A 19,752-nucleotide genomic window follows, 5' to 3' on the forward strand; every position below is an offset into this window, starting at 1 on the left:
CGAGGCGAACCTCAATTTACGTCGAAACCCGCATGTGTGACAGGCCGCCGACGGACAACAGGCACCCGCCGCCCGGTTTGGACATCGAGGCCTCCTTCCGCTATGACGACCTCTGCCACGACCTTCCACGCGTGGAAGTGAACCGAGGCCCCGTGTACGTCGTAAGACGCGGCGTCACGGTAGACCTCATAGACCCCGAACAGGTCAGTTGCGCGATCGAGCTCGATCACGTCGTACTGCAAACAGCCTGTCTCATCGGCGAGAGATCGCTCGGCAAGCTTCAGAATGTGCGTGAGAAACTTTTCGCGCTGTGTTTCACGCACCTGAATTTGGGCATAGACAACGAAGGCCGGCTCCGGTGGCGTCGTCATTGGTTTGTGAACGCCGCGTCGAAGGAGTCGGTCGGTCGTGCCCACAGCTTAGAACGAACGAACTCGACTGCCTCGGCCGCACCGTGGAGCCGGTCCATTCCCGCGTCCTCCCACTCGATCGATATGGGTCCGCCGTAGCCGATCGACTCCAGGGCTCGGAATGCGTCTTCCCAGGGCACATCGCCGTGTCCAGTCGATACGAAATCCCAGCCGCGTCGTGGGTCGCCCCAGGCTAGGTGGGAACCTAGAACGCCGGCCCGGCCGTTGGCTGGGCGCAGGCGGGTGTCCTTGCAGTCCACGTGGTAAATGCGGTCTCGGAAGTCCCAGATAAATCCGACCGGATCGATGTTTTGCCACATCATGTGGCTCGGATCCCAGTTGAAGCCGAACGCCGTGCGATGACCGATCGCCTCAAGAGTGCGCACGCTCGTCCAATAATCGTAGGCAATCTCGCCGGGATGCACCTCGTGCGCGAATCGAACTCCCTCATCGTCGAAGATATCGAGGATGGGATTCCAACGCGCGGCGAAGTCGTCGTAGCCGGCTTCAATGACCGACGCTGGCACCGGCGGAAACATTGCGACATACGGCCAGACCGATGAACCGGTGAATCCTACAACGGTGTCGACGCCGAGCTTTCGGGCAACTCGCGCCGCACGTTTCATATCGTCGGCCGCGCGTTGCCGCACGCCCTCAGCGTCACCGTCTCCCCACACGTACGGGCGCAGGATCGCCTGATGCCTAAAGTCGATGGGTGCATCGCAGACAGCCTGCCCGGCGAGATGGTTCGAGATGGCAAAGACCTTTAAGCCGTACCGGTCCAAAATTTCAAGGCGGGATGCGAGATACGCGGCATCCTCATCGGCGCGCTTGAGGTCTAGGTGGTCGCCTGACGCGGCGATCTCGAGACCGTCATAGCCCCACGAAGCTGCGAGCCGCGCCACCTCCTCGAAGGGGAGGTCTGCCCATTGGCCCGTGAATAACGTGACGGGGTGCGTCGACTGGCTCATGCGGCCCTCGAGGTCGGCTGACGAGTTGGTACTACCTCGACCCAGTGACCCGATTTCGACGACTCGATTACCGCATCCGTCAGCTGGGCCGCGCGCACACCATCAGCAAAGGTGGGAAGGCCATTGACGACCTTGCCCCTGATGACAGAGTGCACATCGCGCATGAATAGTCCGAAGCAATCTTGGTAGCCCTGCGGATGTCCGGACGGTACGGTGACGTAGGGCGCGGCGGCAGCGTGGTTCACACTCTCGAGCCCCTTCGGAACGATAGAAATTCCTTGGGTCGACCCAATCCACAGACCGTTTGGATTTTCTTGGTCGAAAGCATACGAGCGGTGTTCACCATCGAGCGACATCCACAGCTCGTTCTTGCGTCCCGGGCTGGCCTGGGAGATCACGACGGAGCCTGTGGCACCGCGATCTGTATGGAACATCATGGTCACACCGTCTTCTGTGGAGACAGGGACTTCGCCCGCATCCGAGAGACGAGTGTCATGGAGCCGAGAACTCTGTGCGAGCAATTTTTCTATGCGATGGCCGGTAGTGAATTCGAAGAGGTCGCACCAGTGCACACCAATGTCGGCGAAGGCACGGGATCCCGCGTCCGTCACCCGCCAGTTGTAGCTCGACTGCTCCGAGAGCCAGTCCTGCAGGTAGTGGCCGTGCGCGAGCCAGATGCGTTCGCCCGAATCGGCAATTCGGGCCTGTGCTTCGCGAACCGTCGGATAGAAACGGTAGACGAAGGGCACGGCGTTCACTACTCCGGCATCATCGGCGGCGCGCTGGAGCAGTACGGCATCGTCGGCGGTGAGGGCGAGTGGTTTCTCACAGATGACGTGCTTGCCCGCGGCGATTGCGGCCAGGGCCAGTGGAACGTGCTGCGCGTTGGGAGTGCAAATGTGCACCAGATCGACATCCGGATGGGCTATCAACTCTTCTGGCGTGAGAGCCAGCGGTACGTTCTCTTCGTCAGCGGCTAGTCGTGTTCGGTCGGCATCGCGGCCGGCGTAGGCGACGACGATGCCGCCTACTGAACGGACGGCGCGCGTGTGGACACGTCCCATAAAACCGGTTCCTATTATGCCGCTCCGGAGCGGCCGGGCCGTCATTTCTTCCTCGATAGAGCGACCGCTGCGATGATGATCGCGCCACGCACGACCGACTGCTGGGCGACGTCGAGCCCGGCGAGGATGAGGCCGTTATTAATTAGGCCCATGAACAGCGAGCCGACGAGCGTACCGATGATTGCCCCGCGGCCTCCGAAGAGACTTGTACCGCCGAGAATCACAGCGGCGATCACTGTGAGCTCGTCACCCTGGCCCCACTGGAACCGGCCTGACTCGAGCCGACCCGCGTAGAGCATCCCGGCGATAGCGGCGGCGATACCGGAGAGGAGTAGCACCGTGAATTTAATCCGTGCCGTGCGAATGCCGGTGTAGGCGGCTGCGGTGGGATTTCCACCGGTCGCCAGCACACGGCGTCCGAAACTCGTCCGGTTCATCGCGACCCATCCGATCGCGACGGCCACGACCGTCCAGACGAGGAGCCCGGGAATTGGACCGAAGTCGCCACCGCCGAATATCTGCACATACAGAGTGTTGCCGATGGGCTGGGGTGCCGAGGCGGTGATCCACTGCGCGAGCCCCGCCGCGAGGCCAAGCATCCCCAGCGTTACCAGGAAGGACGGGACCTTCAAGAGGGCTACGAGTCCGCCGTTGATTGCTCCGATAGCGGCCCCGGAGAGTAATCCGGCGAGTATGCCGGGAACGAGGCCCCATTGGGTCGTTGCCATAGCGGTGACGACGGAGGCGAGGCCGGCGATCGAGCCGACGCTGAGGTCGATTTCGGCGGTGGCGATCACGAAGGTCATCGCGACAGCCATTATCGAAATTGTTGCCGTCTGCCGCACGATGTTCAGCATGTTGTTGGCGGAGAGAAATCCGTCGCTGCCAAGGAAGATAGCGAACAAGATGAACACGACCACGAAGGCGATGTAAATGACGTTGCTGCGCCAGTCAAATCGAGTGACAGCTTGGGTGATCAGGGATGGCCTGGTGGCCGTTGCGGGGCTGCTCATGCTGCCTCTCCTTGGATTATGAGTTGAAGCTGTTCCTCGCTCGCGACGTCGTCGCGGTCGAGTTCGCGGTCGGAGCGTCCTTCGCGGAATACAATAATGCGGTCGGCGACCGCGAGGAGTTCTGGCAATTCGGACGAGATGAATAGCACTGCATTGCCCTGCGAGGCGAATTCACGCACGATGTCGAGGATCTCCGTCTTCGTGCCAATGTCGACACCGGAGGTGGGCTCGTCCATTACCAATAAGCGGGGGCGTGTGTTGATCCATTTCGCCACGACGACCTTCTGCTGGTTGCCGCCCGATAGACGGCTGACCGGCGCATAAGGGTCGGCGACCTTGACGTCGAAGCGGGTGACAAGCTGATTGGTCAGCTCGCGCAACTTGGTCATGGAGAGGAAGAGTCCTGACTTCACGCGGTCAAGCACGGGAAGAGTGAGATTGTCGGAGACGGAGTGGTCAAGCACCAGCCCCTGATCGCGACGGTCCTCGGGAATGAGCGCGATACCCGCCCGTTGAGCGGATATGGGGGTGCCGAAACGTACCGGTTTGCCATCAATACTCAGCGTCCCCTGGGTGGGACGGTCCATGCCGGCGACCACGCGAGCGAACTCGGTGCGTCCGCTGCCCATCAGCCCGGCGAGACCGACGATCTCTCCGGCCCGAATCGTGAGGCTGACTGATTTGAGTACGCGACCGCTCCCGATGTTGGTCGCTTCCAGCAGAATCGGAGCGTCAACTGGCAGTTGCCGGTCGCGATACACCAGGTCGGAGGCGAGCCTCCGACCGATGATCGCTTCGATGATCTCAGCCGCGGTCAGTTCCGCGATACCGGCGGCGAGCACGACGCGGCCGTCCCGCAAAACTGTGATGCGGTCGGCGACCCGGCGGATCTCGTCCATTCGGTGAGAGATATAGACGATGGCGATGCCGCGGCTCTTGAGCTTGTCGATAAGTTGGAAGAGGTTTTCGACCTCGTGTTTGGCGAGACTGGCCGTGGGTTCGTCCATCACCAGCACGCTGGCGTTCTTGGACAGAGCCTTAGCAATCTCCACCAGCTGCCAGTACGCGGTGCCAAGTGTTTCCACCCGCGCTTTGGGATCGATCGTGACGCCCAAGCCGTCAAAGATCTCGCGCGCCGCCTGTTCCGCAGCACGGTCGTCAACCAGTCCCGATTTGCTGCGAACCTCCCGATTGAGAAAGATGTTCTGCGCCACCGTCATCGAGGGGATGAGGCTGAATTCCTGAAAGACCATGCCGATGCCAGCCCGTTCGGCATCGGCGGTGGTTCGAATGGTGACCGGCTGGCCCGCGACCTCGATGGTGCCAGAGGTAATCGGATGAACGCCTTGTAGGACCTTCATCAGGGTCGACTTGCCCGCGCCATTCTCTCCGGCGAGAGCGTGCACCTCACCGGCGACGATGTCCATGTCGACGGACTTCAGGACCTCGACCGGGCCGAAGCTCTTGACGATGCCTCGCATTCTTACCGCTGGAGGGGCACCAGCAGTCTCAGTCATCGGTGGCGTTCGGGTCGGTCACATCCGGAACCAGCACCCATTCACCGGTTTGGCCGGACTTCAGTATGGCGTCGTCGACGAGTGCGGCTTGGTAGCCGTCGGCGAAGTTGGGTTCGACAGTTCCGCCTTCAGCGACTGCCTTGAGGAAGTCGTGGGCTTCGATGATCTTCGTTTCGCTGTAGCCGATACCCAGCGCAGGGATAGGCCAGAGCGACTCGCCATACGGCGTGTTCGGGCCGGTATACACCGTGCGAAAGCCTCGACGATCGGCGCGGTCATTCTTGAACGCTACCTGCAACTCGTCACGGTTCTCGTAATTGAAGAAAATAGAGCCTTCGGTGCCATGGATTTCGAAGGTGATGTAGTTGTTGCGGCCCCAGGCGTTGCGCGTCGCCTCAAGGGAGCCGACAGCGCCATTGCGGAACTTGATCAACGACATCGCCTCGTCGTCGACATCGACCGCGCCACGCGGGCCGTCAGAGGTAGAGGAACCGCCGAGTGCGTCAAAACCACCGGACTGCAGCGGACGGTCGGGGATAAAGTTCGAGACCAGCGAGGTGACTTCGGAAATCTCGCCGACCAGATAGCGGGCCAAGTCAACCACGTGCGAGCCGATGTCACCCACGGCGCCCGAACCGGCGATATCTTTCTGGAAACGCCAGCTGAGCGGCGAGTTCGGATCGGCGCTCCAATCCTGCAAATAGGTGCCGCGAAAGTTCAGGATGGTGCCAATAGCGCCCTCGTCGATGTATTTCTTAGCGAGTGCTACAGCCGGGGTGCGGCGGTAGTTGAAGGCAACTGCTGTTACCACGCCGGCCTTCTGGGCCGCCTCGTACATGCGGCGGGCTTCGCTGGCCGTCGGGGCCAGAGGCTTTTCACAAATGATGTGTTTGCCGGCCTCGGCTGCGGCGATCGCGATCTCGGCGTGGAGGTTATTCGGGGTGGCGATATCGATAACATCGATACCGGGATCATTGACGACGTCGCGCCACGATGACGAATAACCGTCCCACGAGTACCGCTCGGCGGCAGTGCGTGCCAGATCGTCGGTCACATCGACGATGATCTTTTTGATTGGCCGCGCTGGAGACGGCCAGAAGAACATGGGCATCGCCGCATAGGCCAGAGAATGGGCTTTACCCATGAATCCGCCGCCAATCATGGCGATATTAATCTCTTGCATGACTTCCTTTCGTGAGCCACTGTGGCTCGACAACTCTGTGGATCATCAATTTTCACTAGTTTTCGTGGGGCGACCGTTTCCGGCCGCCCCACGAGTCGATCATCGGCTATTAGTCGACGTAGGCGTCCTTGATGGCAGCCGGCGGAGCCGAGTGATACACGGTCTCCCATGCCTCAAGCACGTTCTTGTGGTCGACGGGCAGCGAGCTTAGAGCGACGTAGGCGGGAACTTCCAGACCGAGCATGCTGAGCGCGGCGAGGTCGGCTTCGGCGGTTCCCTGGTCATAGGGAAGCTGGGCTCCGAGTCCAACGATCATCTGATTCTTGGCCAGAGCGATGGCGACGTTCGTGCCGAGGTCTTCGGTGGCGATCTTGATATCGGTGCGCCCGGTCTCTCGGGCAGCGGCCATTACGCCCTCCGCGGGTACGTCCCAAACGGCCCAGATACCGTCGAGGTCGGGGTTTTTGGTGAGCATGGCGTTGGCTACGCCTTGGGCATCACCGGCGAAGTCAGGCCCGGCGATTCCCTGCTCCTGAACGATTTCAATATCGGGAAACTCGTCGGCGATCGTTTTCGTGAAGCCAGCGTATCGCTGCTGCGTGACGAAGAAGTCGGCTTCGTGATAGATCACACCGATCGTTCCTTGGCCACCGAGGGAGCGAGCGAGGAGGTATGCCGAGGTGACCCCGTTACCGTAGTTGTCGGCCGACACCATCGAGACATAATCTTCACCGGCAACGAAGCCCTGGGGCACATTGTCCATAAAGACCAGTTTGACGCCCTGTTCACTGGCCTTGCGGTAGGCGCTAGCCGTTGCCACAGGATCGGTGGGAATGGACACGATGATATCGGGGTCCTGAGCTAGAACCGTCTCGATGTTGGAGACCTGCGTTGCCGGGTTGAAGTTAGCATCCGTGGTTGCGATGACTTCGATGCCGAGACGGTCGAATTCCGCGTTCAGACCGGCGATTTGGGCGTTCGCCCAGTCGTTTCCACCGTAGTGCATCACGATCGCGGCGGTGAGGCCCATGCCCGCGATCTCGGTCGCCTGTTCGTCGGTTACAGTCGTGGTGTCGACCGAGGCGGGCTCTTCACCGTTCGGACCAGTGCTGAAAACCTTGCCGGTGATGTCCGCGAGGGCCGCATCGATCTGGGCGGTGACCTCGGGTGCAACCTCAGTTGCGGTGGTTTGCGCGGACGGGGTGCACCCCGTCAACGCGAAGAGACCCGCGGCCGCAACTGCGGCGACAAGCGTTGTGGAAACTTTCATTCTCCATGCTCCTTTGCTCGGAAATTTCGTGATTGTGTTCAGGGCTGTGCTGGGTTGGTAAACGCTACATTTTGCAGAAATGTGAGACTTCTCTTGGCTGCTTCATCTTCGTCACCCTCGTATCCGTCGAGTTCGACGGTGATCCAGTCGTGATACCCCGCGTCGACGACCTCAGCGATGATGGCATTCAGGTCCAGGTCGCCAGCACCGAGAGGAAGGAAGGCGTTGGTCTGGTGATTAAGGTCTTTCAGGTGTACATATGCCAGACGGTCGGCGTATTTTCGGATGACGGTTACGGGATCGCCACCGCCGGCGGCGATGTGTGCAACGTCGGCACAGAGACCAATTGAGGTGGCGGCGAAGAGGGCGTCAATCTGATCCGGCGCTTGGGCGATACTCCCCAGGTGCGGGTGGTAGCTGGGAATGAGGCCGGCTGCCTGTGCGCGTTGGGCGATGATGTTGAGGAAAGCGCCAGCCACCTCATAATCCTGTGCTCGACGGCCGGTGGAACGCACTGCGCCGCCGCCGATCACATAGTGGCGAGCACCCGCCGCAGCGGCTAACCGAATCGAGCGATCGAAGCGGGAGAGTTCGTCTTCATGGGCATCGGGATAGATAAACTGTCCGCCGGTATAGACCCCTGCGATTTCAAGGCCGTTGGCCTGCACGATAGATGCGAAGTCGTCAATCGATTCCTCGAAGGGGAGGAGGTTGCCGTCGAACAACTCGATTCCGGTGTAGCCGGCAGCAGCGATCGCCTCGATGGTGTGATGTACATCTCCGGGCGTCACATAGAAACCCGATCCGAGATTAGTCACTGCACCGGGCGTACCCACTACACCGCCCCATGCGTTGGCTTCGTAGGCGAACTTCATCATTTCTACCTCCTTGTATTTTGTCCTTGCTGGGTCGAAAGTAACACTTATGACATTACGATGTCAATAGAAAGACTTTTTAGGCTTTCCTTCGGTCCGGTAGTGTTCTTTCTACTTATTGGCCTTTTCATGATTTGGGATACAAGAGATGTTTTCATCCGGTGCTGGCGACCTCTTTCAGCTGCTCCGTGACGGACGGCCGCGAACGCGATCCGAGCTTGTCGACGAGACAGGGTTGGCGCGAACCAGCGTGGTAAACAGGCTGGCTGCGCTCACAGCGGTCGGCTTGGTGACCCCAACAGGCACCGCGGCGGCGTCCGGGGGCCGCCCAGCCGCGCGCCTGATGTTCGATCAGGCCTCGAGGGTCTGTATCGGAATCGACCTTGGAGCCACCCACGGCACAGTGGGCGTTCTCAACCTTTCCGGCGACGTACTCCGCCAGGAAAGCCGGGTAATTGATATTGCCAAGGGCCCGACTGAGATTCTCACATGGGCCGTCGATACGGCGGAGCGCCTACTCGCCGCCAGTGGCCGTCAGCAGCGAGATCTGCTGGGGATTGGTGTGGGAGTGCCCGGACCCGTAGAGCATTCGACCGGCCGCCCCATCCGTCCCCCAATTATGCCGGGCTGGGATGGCTTCGACATTCCCGCCTTTGTGCGCCGGCGACTGATTGCCACGGTTCTGGTTGACAACGATGTAAACCTGCTCGCCCTCGGCGAGCGAGCCACCCAGTGGCCCGCAGTCGATGACCTGCTCTTTATCAAGGTGTCCACGGGAATCGGCGCGGGAATCATCCTGGGCGGAGTGCTGCAGCGCGGCTCCCGGGGCTCCGCAGGCGACATCGGACATGTGCAGGTGCCCGGTACCGTGAACGACCGTGACCTCGAGGCGACGGCCAGCGCCCCGGCGATAGCGGCGTATCTAAGTCGGGATGGCGCCGTGAACATTGAGCCCGGTGACGTCACCAATCGCATCAGAATGGGTGACATTACAGCGATTGCCGCTGCGCGCGAGGCCGGGCGAGCCATCGGCGAGGTCACGGCTATGTGCGTGAGCGTCCTGAACCCATCTGTCGTTGTCATTGGTGGACAGCTGGGTGTCAACGTGCAAGAGATTATCGCGGGCATACGCGAAGTGGTGTACCGGCGATCGATTCCCCTAGCCAATCAGCACCTGAACATCGTGCCAGCCCGGGGCGGTTCCGATGCGGGCATCCGAGGAGCCGGGCTCATGGTGCTCGACGAGCGCCTGTGTGCGGCCGCCGTGGACGAGCTGATCGAGCAGCTCGACTGAATGAAAACGGATGCATGGGCCAGGCGGTGTCGCTGATGATGCCTGCCTCCGAAGTCATAACCGTCTGCAACTGCTGTCGACTTTGGGGGTTGAGCGACACCATCCGCGGCACGGAAACGAATGCACTGATCCGGTAGCCCGTGCGTACACCGTCGTTCTGCTCGCGCGACCCTGTAACTCGTGCTAGACGCCCACGGCCACGTGCGCCGCGTACTGTTCCCGAATGACGGCCCGAAAGTCGGGTGCCGGTTCGGCGGCGATGGCTGCAGCCCAGCTCGGACGCCGCCCGGTGAGCGCCCAGGCGGCCTGTGCCGCTCCGCCGTCGGCGACATATTCGCCCGGCGCTGGCACGACGATTGGCGCCGCGAACACCTGGGCTGCGATGGCGCGCACGGCGGGATTCTGCGCTGCTCCACCGATGAGCAGAATGCGAGTGACGCTGACGCCCTGCGCCGTGACGGCGTCGAGACCGTCGGCCAGCCCGCACAGCATGCCCTCGATCGCGGCGCGCGCGAGGTTCGGCCTTGTCGTCGACGCGAGTGTCATGCCGAAAACGGATGCCGTCGCCTCCGGCAGGTTCGGCGTGCGTTCCCCCGCGAAGTACGGCTGCAGCACGAGGCCGTCGGCTCCGGGCTCGGCGTCGAGGGCCAGGCGCCCCAACTCGTCATAGTCCACGGCGAGTAGGGCTGCGATGGAGTCGAGAACGCGCGCGGCATTGAGGGTGGCGACCAAGGGCAGGAAGTCTGCAGAAGCCGAGGCGAACCCGGCGACGGCGCCGGCGGCATCCGTTGTGGGCTGATCGGTGACGGCGAAGACGGTGCCGCTCGTGCCGATCGACACGATCACATCACCGGAACTGGCGCCCAGGCCGAGGGCGGCGGCTGCGTTGTCGCCGGCGCCGGCGCCAACGACGATACCGTCCGGCAGCCAGGCGTGGTTGGCGCTGTCGACCAACCGCGCGGTGACTCCGGCCTGGTCTGCGGCGCCCAGCACACGGGGGAGCGTGGCCGTGTGGCCGAGGGCGAGCTCGAACAGGTTTAGGTCGTACTCGCCGGTGCTCGGTGACCAGTAGGCGGTGCCGCTCGCGTCGGAACGGTCGGTCGTGAGCTCGGTCAGCACCGGACCGAGAGGGCTGGTATTGGCCGGGCCGAAGCCGCGCAGCCGCCAGGTGAGCCAGTCGTGCGGCAGGGCGACCGCCGCGACCCGAGTCGCGTTGGCGGGTTCGGCATCCCGCAGCCAGCGGAGCTTGGTGGCGGTGAACGACGCGACCGGAACGACTCCGGTGCGGGCTGCGTAGTCGGCGGCACTCACTTCTGATATCAGGTGGAGCGCGGCCGTAGCACTCCGGGTGTCGTTCCAGAGCAGTGCCGGGCGGATGACCTCGCCGTCGACATCGAGCACGACCATGCCGTGCTGCTGGGCCGCAACGGATAGGGCGGCGACGTCGTCGAAGCCGCCGGCATCAGCGATTGCCTCCTCGAGGGCTTCCCACCAGGCGGCGGGATCGACCTCGGTGCCTTCGGGATGGCTGGCCCGGCCGGAGCACACGAGCGCTCCGGTATCGGCGTCACGAATGACGACCTTGCAACTCTGTGTCGACGAATCGACCCCGGCAACCAGTGTCATGACATGTCCGTTCGTAGTTCAGGCGTTATCCGGGGTGGGTGGTGGCTAATTCAGGAAATCGGGCGCGCGAGCACCAACTCGGGCCCGATTTTACGGGGCGGGCGGGGCGAACACGAACGGATTGCCTAAATTAGCCACCGGAGGCACCGGGCGCCGGCTAGCGGGCGCCGAGTAGGTGCTCGAGGGCGAGCTGCTGCAGGTGCACGAAGCCGAAGCCCTTGCCGCCGAAGTAGGCGTCGGCGTCGAAGTCCTCGTAGGCGCTGCGGTCGGCCAGCAGGTCGTCGTAGCTTTCGCCGGCGGCGAGCGTGTTGTTCGACAGGTCAGGTACCTTCGACGCGGCGAGGGCCGCCTGCACCTCTGGATCAGCGCGGAACGCTGCTGCCCGCTGCTTGAGCAGCAGGTAGGTGCGCATGTTGGCCGCGGCCGAGGTCCACACTCCGGCGACGTCTTCCGTGCGGCTCGGCTTGTAGTCGAAGTGGCGCGGTCCGGTATAGGTCTGGCCGCCGTTTGGGCCGCCGTTTTCGAGCAGGTCAACGAGGGCGAATGCGTTCTGCAGGTCGCCGTGGCCGAAGACCAGGTCCTGGTCGTACTTGATTCCGCGCTGACCGTTGAGGTCGATGTGGAACAGCTTGCCCTGGTACAGCGCCTGCGCGATGCCGGCGGCGAAGTTGAGGCCGGCCATCTGCTCGTGGCCAACCTCGGGGTTAACCCCGACCATTTCGGGCCGCTCCAATGTTTCAATGAAGGCCATCGCGTGGCCGACGGTCGGCAGCAGAATGTCTCCGCGCGGTTCGTTGGGCTTGGGCTCAATGGCAAAGCGGATGTCGTAACCCTTGTCGGTGACGTAGTCACCGAGCAGGTTCACGGCCTCGCGGTAACGCTCCAGCGCCGAACGGATGTCCTTGGCCGCGTCATACTCGGCGCCCTCGCGGCCGCCCCACATGACGAAGGTCTTGGCGCCGAGCTCGGCGGCGAGGTCGATGTTGCGCAGCACCTTGCGCAGGGCAAATCGGCGCACCGCGCGGTCGTTAGAGGTGAAGCCACCGTCCTTGAAGACCGGGGCGCTGAACAGGTTGGTGGTGACCATTGGCACGATCAGGCCGGTGTCGGCGAGCGCCTGCTTGAGGCGGTCGATCTGGGACTGGCGGGCGGCATCCGTTGAGCCGAAGTCAAACAGGTCGTCGTCGTGAAAGGTCAGGCCGTAGGCTCCGAGCTCGGCCAGGTTGGTGACGGCGTCGACGACGTCGAGCTTGGGGCGGGTCGGGCCACCGAACGGGTCGCTGCCGTTGTAGCCGACGGTCCAGAGGCCGAAGGAGAACTTGTCGTCGCGGGTGGGGGTGAGGTTCACGTCACTCAGGGTCATGTCACTACTTCCGTTTCAGCTGCATTGATGATTTGTTGATTACTCAAACATATATCGAGAAGGATCGCAATTGTGTGTGCGTCGACGCCTTGATCGCCCGCATGTCTCATGCGCGGGAACCGCTGGCGCTTGGTATGTTGTTACAGACATCAAATACCGTGAGGCGGCCCCGCATGAACCAGACCAGCGAACACAATTGGGCCGGCAACTATCGCTACACGGCCCCGATTGTGCACCCGTCCAACGTCGAACAGGTGCAGCTGCTCGTCGCCGGGGCCACTGGGGTGCGCGCCCTGGGGTCCCGGCATTCCTTCAACGCCATTGCCGATTCGGCGGGCACGCTGGTAGCGCTCGACGGCCTCGACGACAATATTGTCATTGACTCTGCGGCGCTGACCGTCGCGGTTTCCGCCGGCACGACCTACGGCACCCTCGCCGTTGAGCTGCAGCGCCGGGGCTTCGCCCTGCACAACCTCGCCTCGTTGCCGCACATCAGTGTGGCCGGTGCGATCGCGACCGGAACCCACGGCTCCGGCGACCGCAATGGCAGCCTCGCGACCGCGGTGTCGGCCCTCGAGATTGTCACGGGCTCGGGCGAGCTGCTGCGGGTCGACCGCGACTCGACCCCCGATTTCGCCGGCATGGTGGTGGCGCTCGGGGCCCTCGGCATCGTCACCCGGGTCACGCTGGACATTGAGCCGAGCTTCGCGGTGCAACAGTTCGTTTACGAAAACCTGCCCTGGAGCGCGGTGCTTCAGAATTTCGACGCGGTGACGGGCAGTGCGTACAGCGTGAGCCTGTTCACGAACTGGCACGGTGACACGGTCGACCAGGCTTGGGTGAAGAGTAGGGACGGCGACTTCAGTGCCGGCGCGGCATTCTTCGGGGGGTCTGCGGCAACGGCGGGACGGCATCCGCTGCCCGGCATTTCGGCGATCAACTGCACGGAGCAGCTCGGCGTTGCCGGAGCATGGTCGGAACGACTCGCGCACTTTCGTCTGGCGCTCACTCCGAGCAACGGCGACGAGTTGCAGAGCGAATATCACGTGCCCCGCGAGCATGCCGTCGCGGCGATCGAGGCGATGCGAGCGCTGTCTCTGCGCATCACGCCCCTCGTATTGGTGAGCGAGATTCGCAGCATCGCCGCCGACGACCTCTGGCTGAGCTCCACGTACGGCCGGGCCGGGGTGGCCCTGCACTTCACCTGGAAACCAGAGCAAGCCGCCGTCGAGGCGCTGCTACCCGTCATCGAAGCGGCACTCGCGCCGTTTCTGGTGCGGCCGCACTGGGGCAAGCTCTTTCAAGCGGATGCCGCGGCGCTGGCACCGGTATATCCGCGCTTTGACGATTTTCGCGCCTTGGCCGACCGGTTCGACCCGACCGGCAAGTTTCGCAACGCGTTTCTGGAGCGCACGGTGTTCGGGCGCTGACCGCGCGCCAGGTGTTGACAACGGCTGCCAGCACCGTGGTACTAGTTCTCGTACAAGTCCGTGATCTGATCTTGCGGAGTAGCGATGACCACAATTACCGCCAGCAAAGCCCGTAAGTCGTTGTTTTCACTCCTGGGTCAGGTTGACGACGACCACGGTGCCGTCACCATCACGGCCAAGGCTGGCAATGGGGTTCTCATTTCGGAAGAGTTATGGCCGGTCACTACACGTGGTCGCGCCAGCTGTGCTCGGGAGCGAAGCCGAGCATCCGCTTCGCCTTGTCGATCGACAGCAGGGTCTCGTGTTCGCCGACCTCCTTCGTGACGGTGACGTTCGGAAAGACCTCGGCGGCCAGGCTCGCACTCGAACGGCTCATCACGGTGTCTGCGGCCGCGATGATGAACGTCTCGAAGCCCGGCTGAGCCTTCTCGAGCGCTCGCAGCACGGCCTGGGCGCCGTCGCGACCGTCGATGTAGCCCCACAGGTTCCACTTGCGCAGGATCGTGTCGGCGTCGAAGGCGGGGAAGGCCGCGTAGTCTTCCGGGTCCATCACGTTCGAGAATCGCAGTGCCGTGATACTCAAAAGCGGATCCCAGCGCACCAGCTGAATAGCCATTTGCTCTTCGAGGTGCTTGACCAGCGAATACGTGCTCTCCGGGCGGGCCGGGTACTCCTCGTCGACGGGAATATACGGCGGATCGATATCGAACGGCAGGCCGAGGGTTGTCTCGCTCGAGGCGTAGACGATTGTCTTGATTCCGGCCCGCCGCGCCGCCTGAAACACGTTGTAGGTCGCCAAAATGTTGTTGTGGAACGTGGCCACATCGGGCAGGATTCCCGGGGCCGGAATGGCGCCGAGATGCACGAGCGCGTCGAACCCGTCGGTGCGGTCGTCGATGCCGAACATCACGTCGATCACCTGACCGTAGTCGGTCAGGTCGATCTTGGTGAATCCGGGGCCGCGAGCCCCCGACTGGTCGAGGTTGGTAACCTCGTGGCCCTCGCTGGTCAGTCGCGTTACAACGCTGCGCCCGAGCTTGCCACTGCCACCGGTAACGGCGATTCTCATGCGTTTCTCCTTAATCCTGAAAGCGGATGCCGCTGGCTGAGGCCGCGCGCAGCTGAGGCCGCGCGCAGCTTACGCTTCGCGCTACTGAGGCCTCGCGCTGCTTACGCCTCGCGCTGTTCGGGCGAGACAGTCTTGCGTGGGTCGAACTCGGCCAGGTCGCGGACGGCCTCATCGATCTTGGTCAGTACCTCGGCGTCGAGCTGCACTCCGGCGGCCTTGACGTTGTCGGCGACCTGATCGGGGCGCGAGGCACCCATGATGGCGGAGGCGACGTTCTTGTTCGCGAGCACCCAGGCGAGCGCGAGCTGCGCCATGGTCAGGCCGAGGTCGTCGGCGATCGGGCGCAGCTTCTGCACGGCAGTGAGAACCTCGGTACTCATCCAACGCTTGATCGTGTTGGCGCCGCCCTTGGCATCCGTTGCCCTGCTGCCTGCAAGGAGCGCCTGACCCGGCAGATATTTGCCGGTGAGTACGCCCTGAGCCACGGGGGACCAAACGATCTGCGAGACACCGAGCTCCTCGGCGGCCGGAACCACCTCCGACTCAATCACGCGCCAGAGCATTGAGTACTGCGGCTGGTTGGAGATCAACTGAATGCCGAGTTCGCGGGCCAGTTTGTGTCCGGCGCGCAGCTGCTCGGCGTTCCACTCGCTCACCCCGATGTAGAGGGCTTTGCCCTGGCGCACGACGTCGGCGAAGGCCTGCATCGTCTCCTCGAGTGGGGTCTCAACGTCGTAGCGGTGCGCCTGGTACAGGTCGACGTAGTCGGTCTGTAGCCGGGTGAGGGAGCCGTCGATCGACTCGAGGATGTGCTTGCGCGAGAGTCCGACGTCGTTGTGGCCCTTCGGGCCGGTGGGGCCGAACACCTTGGTGAAGATCTCGAGGGACTGGCGGCGTTCGCCCTTGAGTGCGTTGCCGAGCACCTGCTCTGCCATGGTGTTGGCATAGACATCCGCGGTGTCGAAGGAGCTGATTCCCACGTCCAGGGCCGCGCGCACGCAGGCCGTTGCGGTGTCATTTTCGATCTGAGACCCGTGGGTGAGCCAGTTGCCGTAGGTGATTTCGGAGACTTTCAGCCCGCTGTTTCCGAGGTAACGAAATTCCATGGAGTCCCTGTCTGCCAGCTTCGCTGACGATTTGTTGACAGGGGCAACGTATCACGGCGCCGTGAACTTCCGTCTGTGCGAATCTCACGCTGGTCAATTTGGGTGTGTCGTTCGGCCACGTACTTGGCGCCTCGTCCTGCATCGATCCGGGCGAGCAGGTTGTCGTCGAATTCCTTGAGAATCTGTAAGGCGGTTGGGATATCCGTGCCCGTTCTATCAAGTCGCCGCTGGAGATCCACCTCGATGCACCAAAAATTTAATGGTCATAAGGCAGTAGTCGAAAATTTTCTCCGTTTCGTGAGCTGGTCCCTGTCGGCACGGATGACACCGCGAGAGTGGGTGAATAATTGCGCGCGTGCTGATCCCCGGCGCAGCAGCGTTCGGCACCGAGCCGTTCAGTGCGCACCCGTTCAGTGCCGACTCGTTCACTGGCGACACCCGTTTCGACGGCGACCGCCGCACCGCCGGCGAAAAACGTGCCGACATCCTCCGATCGGTGTGTGAAGCGGCCGCACGCGACCCGCAGACCCCGACCATGGGCGGCGCAGCCCCCACCGTCATGGTGCACATCAACGCCGCCGACCTTGACCAAGGCCGCGGCGTCGGCTGGATCGACGGTATCGAAGCCCCCATATCGTTTCGCCGCGTGAAAGAACTCATCTGCACCAGCGGCTACAAACACGCCCTCTTCGGCGACAACGGTGATGTGCTCTACCTCGGCACCACAATCCGCTGCTTCACCGCCACACAACGCGCAGCCATCGCCGCCCGCGACGAAGGCTGCATCATCCCCGGCTGCAACATCCCCGCACGCTGGTGCGAAGTCCACTATGCCGATATTCGTATTATGCCAGTCCCGTGCTGCGAACGATGGGGACATTTTGTAGGCTGGGGCAACGTATTGCGAGGACAGGCAGCGCCCGCATCGGAGCCTGAATGTTAAACGGAAAGGAGGGGCGCCATGCAGGGCAATAGTCATGACGACGTGCGTCGCCACAACCTGTCGACAATTCTGCGACTCGTACACCGGGGCGGGGCGGCGTCCCGCGCGCAGCTAACCCGGCAGACCGGCCTGAACCGGTCGACGGTCGGTACATTAGTCGCTGAGCTGGGCGAGCGCGGGCTGGTCGAGGAGCGCACGCCCGATCCCACCAAGCTGGCCGGTCGCCCCAGCCCGATCGTCGTGGCGAGCGACCGCGTCGTCGCCATCGCGGTGAACCCCGAGATCGACGCGATCACCGTGGGAGTGGTCGCCTTGAGTGGCGTCGTGCACCGCAGCATCCGCTTTGCGACGTCGTCGTCGCCGACGGCGGTCGAGGCCGTGGCGATCACCGCAGGCATCGTCGACGATCTGCGGAACGCCTTGAGTCAATATTCCATAATCGGCATAGGTCTGGCGGTACCGGGGCTGGTGCGCGCATCGGACGGTTTGGTGCGCCACGCACCGCACCTCGGCTGGGTCGACGAGCCGCTGTGCGACCTGCTCGCGGCGGCAACGGGCCTGCCCGTCGTCGCCGCCAACGACGCTAGTCTCGGCGCGAGCGCGGAACGCTATTTCGGTGCCGGGCAGGGCATGACCGACCTCATCTATCTCAACGGCGGGTCGAGCGGCATCGGCGGCGGCCTGGTCGTCGGGGGAATGGCGACCGGTGGCCGTGCGGGCTACGCCGGGGAATTCGGGCACACCCGGGTCAGCGCGAGCGGGCGTGCCGACTCGGCCGGCATCGCGGGAACACTCGAAGCCGAGGTCACCCGCGACGCCCTGCTCACGGTGCTGGGCCTCCAGGCGAGCGAAACGGATGCCGACACCCTCGAACGCGCGCTGCTCGCCTCCGACTCGCCATCAGTGCACGCCGAGGTCGGGCGGCAGCTCGACTTTCTGGCCGTCGCCCTGGCCGGCGCGGTCAACGTGCTCAACCCGCAGCTGATCGTGCTCGGCGGGTTTCTCGCCGCTCTGCACGCCGCGGACCCCGACCGGCTCAGCCGCGCGGTCGCCGCACTGTCGCTGGGGACCGCGTTCGACGGTGTGCAGATCGCTCCCGCGCTGCTCGGCTCGAATCTGCTCCTGATCGGGGCGGCCGAGCTGGCTTTCGAGGCGCTTCTGCTCGACCCGCAGCTGGATCGTGGGAATACTTTGGGGCTGCCCGCGCTTAGCGTAAAAGCTGCGGGTTCGCCCGCCGCCAGTATTCCTCATTAGACCAACCAAGGACATCCGCTTCGTGATTACTGCCAGCATTCCCGTGGTTACCGCCGCGCAACTAACCTCAACTGCTGTGCACCCCGGGGACACGCTGTCCCGTCGGCAGCGCATCGTCTACATTATTATTCTCGGCGCCCTCACGGCACTCGGGCCGTTCACGATCGACCTGTATCTGCCGGCCTTCCCGACGCTCGAGAGTGAATTTGGGGTGTTGCCCGCGGTCATTCAGCTCACCCTGACGGGAACCATGATCGGTTTCGGGTTCGGGCAGCTCGTCGTGGGGCCGTGGAGCGACAAGGTTGGCCGTCGGCTGCCGCTGATGCTCGCCACCGGCGTGCACATTCTCGCCTGCGTCGGTGCCGCCATGTCCAACGACATCGTCATGCTCGCGGTGTTTCGCGTGCTGCAGGGTTTTGGTGCAGCGGCCGGTGCTGTGGTGGCGATGGCAATGGTACGCGACCTGTTCGGTGGCAAGCCGCTCGTGAAGATGCTCTCGCGCCTCGCCCTTGTCAGCGGTCTCGCGCCCGTGCTCGCGCCGGTCATTGGCTCCCAGCTGCTGCTCGTGATGAACTGGCGCGGCATCTTCTGGGCGCTCGCCGCCTACGGAATCATCGTCATTCTCGCCGTCGCGTTCTGGATCGTGGAGACCCTGCCGGAGGCCGAGCGGCACGCGAAGGGGCACAGCACCCTGGCGCAGCGCTACAAGGCGGTGCTGAGCGACCGTACCTTCGTGGGCGTCGCCCTTATCGGCGCGATGACGTTCACCGGGCTGTTCTCCTACCTCTCGGCGTCGCCGTTTCTTTTTCAGGATGTCTACCAGTTCAGTCCGCAGGAATACGGCCTGTTGTTTGCCGTGAACTCGCTCGGCGTCGTCACGGGCGTGCAGTTGAGTTCGCGCCTGATGCATCGATATAACATTGGGCCGCAGTGGATTTTGTCGGTCTCCACGGTTGTGCTGTTGCTCACCGCCGCGGCGATCGTACTGTTCGACTCTGCCGGTATGGGCATCTGGGGCACCCTCGTTCCACTGTGGTTCTTCATCGCGGCGTGCGGCTTTACACTACCGAGCGTGCAGGTCATCGCGCTCAACGCGCATGGGCACGAGGCTGGAACCGCAGCATCACTGCTCGGCGCGGCGAACTTCGGCGTTGCCGGTTTGATCTCTCCGATTGTGGGACTGCTGGGTGTGGGAACGGCCATTCCGATGGCATCCGTTATGGGAGTCACTGCCGTGATATCGCTGCTGTCGCTCTGGCTGGTCGTGCGGCCGCGCACGGTGCCGGCGCTCGAGCGCTAAGGCCGCGCGGTGGCCCCGGCCCACCGACCGGGCCCAGGCTCGGTGCGCACACGGGGGGGAGCGG

17 protein-coding genes are annotated in these 19,752 nt (G+C 63.3%); 5 read left to right on the plus strand and 12 right to left on the minus strand.

The window, feature by feature from the left end; translation table 11 throughout:
- Positions 1-11: 11 nt before the first annotated feature.
- From CXY75_RS12830 to CXY75_RS12865, 8 genes are all read right to left on the minus strand, one after another.
- A complete protein-coding gene (locus CXY75_RS12830; protein ID WP_104083193.1) occupies positions 12-371 on the minus strand; it encodes a putative quinol monooxygenase in 360 nt (119 codons plus the stop codon).
- Complete coding sequence (locus CXY75_RS12835) at positions 368-1,381, minus strand: sugar phosphate isomerase/epimerase (RefSeq protein WP_104083194.1); 1,014 nt, start codon at positions 1,379-1,381, stop codon at positions 368-370. Before CXY75_RS12835 ends, CXY75_RS12830 begins: the two co-directional genes overlap by 4 nt.
- Complete coding sequence (locus tag CXY75_RS12840; protein WP_104083195.1) at positions 1,378-2,490, minus strand: Gfo/Idh/MocA family protein; 1,113 nt, start codon at positions 2,488-2,490, stop codon at positions 1,378-1,380. Before CXY75_RS12840 ends, CXY75_RS12835 begins: the two co-directional genes overlap by 4 nt.
- Entirely contained in the window at positions 2,487-3,458 is a 972-nt protein-coding gene (locus CXY75_RS12845) for an ABC transporter permease (protein WP_104083196.1), read from the minus strand. Before CXY75_RS12845 ends, CXY75_RS12840 begins: the two co-directional genes overlap by 4 nt.
- Positions 3,455-4,975, minus strand: a complete 1,521-nt coding sequence (locus CXY75_RS12850; protein WP_199182451.1) for a sugar ABC transporter ATP-binding protein — start codon at positions 4,973-4,975, stop codon at positions 3,455-3,457. Before CXY75_RS12850 ends, CXY75_RS12845 begins: the two co-directional genes overlap by 4 nt.
- Positions 4,968-6,158 (minus strand): Gfo/Idh/MocA family protein, encoded by a 1,191-nt coding sequence (locus tag CXY75_RS12855; protein ID WP_104083198.1) that lies wholly within the window; start codon positions 6,156-6,158, stop codon positions 4,968-4,970. The genes CXY75_RS12850 and CXY75_RS12855 overlap by 8 nt, the downstream gene beginning before the upstream one ends.
- A gap of 109 nt (positions 6,159-6,267) precedes the next feature.
- On the minus strand, positions 6,268-7,428 hold the full coding sequence (locus CXY75_RS12860; RefSeq protein WP_104083199.1) for a substrate-binding domain-containing protein: 1,161 nt from the start codon (positions 7,426-7,428) through the stop codon (positions 6,268-6,270).
- Between the two features lie 38 nt (positions 7,429-7,466).
- The gene (locus tag CXY75_RS12865; RefSeq protein WP_104083200.1) at positions 7,467-8,306 is read right to left on the minus strand and encodes a sugar phosphate isomerase/epimerase; all 840 of its coding nucleotides are present in this window, start codon (positions 8,304-8,306) and stop codon (positions 7,467-7,469) included.
- Between the two features lie 145 nt (positions 8,307-8,451).
- On the opposite strand from CXY75_RS12865, the gene CXY75_RS12870 reads away from it, so the two are divergent.
- Positions 8,452-9,597, plus strand: a complete 1,146-nt coding sequence (locus CXY75_RS12870; RefSeq protein WP_104083201.1) for an ROK family transcriptional regulator — start codon at positions 8,452-8,454, stop codon at positions 9,595-9,597.
- Positions 9,598-9,780: 183 nt separating this feature from the next.
- Here CXY75_RS12870 and xylB read toward each other — a convergent pair whose 3' ends face one another.
- Positions 9,781-11,223, minus strand: coding sequence for a xylulokinase (gene xylB / locus CXY75_RS12875; protein WP_104083202.1), 1,443 nt, complete (start codon positions 11,221-11,223; stop codon positions 9,781-9,783).
- Positions 11,224-11,380: 157 nt separating this feature from the next.
- Positions 11,381-12,586, minus strand: a complete 1,206-nt coding sequence (gene xylA, locus CXY75_RS12880; protein ID WP_104083203.1) for a xylose isomerase — start codon at positions 12,584-12,586, stop codon at positions 11,381-11,383.
- A 173-nt stretch (positions 12,587-12,759) separates the two neighbouring features.
- On the opposite strand from xylA, the gene CXY75_RS12885 reads away from it, so the two are divergent.
- Entirely contained in the window at positions 12,760-14,016 is a 1,257-nt protein-coding gene (locus CXY75_RS12885; protein WP_104083204.1) for a D-arabinono-1,4-lactone oxidase, read from the plus strand.
- A gap of 223 nt (positions 14,017-14,239) precedes the next feature.
- On the opposite strand, the gene CXY75_RS12890 is transcribed toward CXY75_RS12885, so the two are convergent.
- Both CXY75_RS12890 and CXY75_RS12895 read right to left on the minus strand, forming a co-directional pair.
- Positions 14,240-15,085, minus strand: coding sequence for an NAD(P)-dependent oxidoreductase (locus CXY75_RS12890; protein WP_104083205.1), 846 nt, complete (start codon positions 15,083-15,085; stop codon positions 14,240-14,242).
- A gap of 101 nt (positions 15,086-15,186) precedes the next feature.
- Positions 15,187-16,191, minus strand: a complete 1,005-nt coding sequence (locus tag CXY75_RS12895; RefSeq protein ID WP_104083206.1) for an aldo/keto reductase family protein — start codon at positions 16,189-16,191, stop codon at positions 15,187-15,189.
- 355 nt (positions 16,192-16,546) lie between these two features.
- On the opposite strand from CXY75_RS12895, the gene CXY75_RS12900 reads away from it, so the two are divergent.
- From CXY75_RS12900 to CXY75_RS12910, 3 genes are read left to right on the plus strand one after another with little or no spacing between them, the layout of a single operon-like run.
- Entirely contained in the window at positions 16,547-17,134 is a 588-nt protein-coding gene (locus tag CXY75_RS12900; protein ID WP_158251198.1) for a DUF222 domain-containing protein, read from the plus strand.
- A gap of 18 nt (positions 17,135-17,152) precedes the next feature.
- Positions 17,153-18,388, plus strand: coding sequence for an ROK family transcriptional regulator (locus CXY75_RS12905; protein ID WP_104083208.1), 1,236 nt, complete (start codon positions 17,153-17,155; stop codon positions 18,386-18,388).
- A 22-nt stretch (positions 18,389-18,410) separates the two neighbouring features.
- Positions 18,411-19,688, plus strand: a complete 1,278-nt coding sequence (locus tag CXY75_RS12910) for a multidrug effflux MFS transporter (protein WP_233201891.1) — start codon at positions 18,411-18,413, stop codon at positions 19,686-19,688.
- The last annotated feature ends 64 nt before the right edge of the window (positions 19,689-19,752 follow it).

It is taken from the genome of Cryobacterium sp. Y11, assembly GCF_002929535.1.
In the GTDB taxonomy this organism is placed as follows: Bacteria; Actinomycetota; Actinomycetes; order Actinomycetales; family Microbacteriaceae; genus Cryobacterium.